At 56.1% G+C, this 285-nt stretch carries 1 protein-coding gene; it reads left to right on the forward strand.

The genetic code is table 11. The features are described 5' to 3' along the window. Positions 1 to 285 (forward strand): YgjP-like metallopeptidase domain-containing protein (locus tag AB9F29_RS22395; protein WP_369757311.1); only part of this gene is annotated, 285 nt, incomplete at both ends.

Here is a 285-nt window from a genome sequence, read left to right on the forward strand (position 1 = left end):
CCAAGATTCCCATCGTTGAGGGCAGGGGGCGGGCTGCAAAATTCGTCGATTGGGTCATATATGTGCCGATGGAGTCGCAAAAGGTGCCTATTCGGGTCGCGAGCTTCCTAAAACTTGCTGCGCGCGTTGATTTGACCGAGGCCAGCGAAGGATTCGCCCACGACTTGGTGGTGAGCTTATGGCGAATTTCCTTGCGCGACACACGGTCTCGGTGGGGATCTTGCGCACACGATGGAAAATTGATGTACAGCTGGCGCCTCGTTATGGCCCCACCCTACGTATTGC

Source organism: Falsihalocynthiibacter sp. S25ZX9 (assembly GCF_041205405.1).
Classification (GTDB): domain Bacteria; phylum Pseudomonadota; class Alphaproteobacteria; order Rhodobacterales; family Rhodobacteraceae; genus Falsihalocynthiibacter; species Falsihalocynthiibacter arcticus.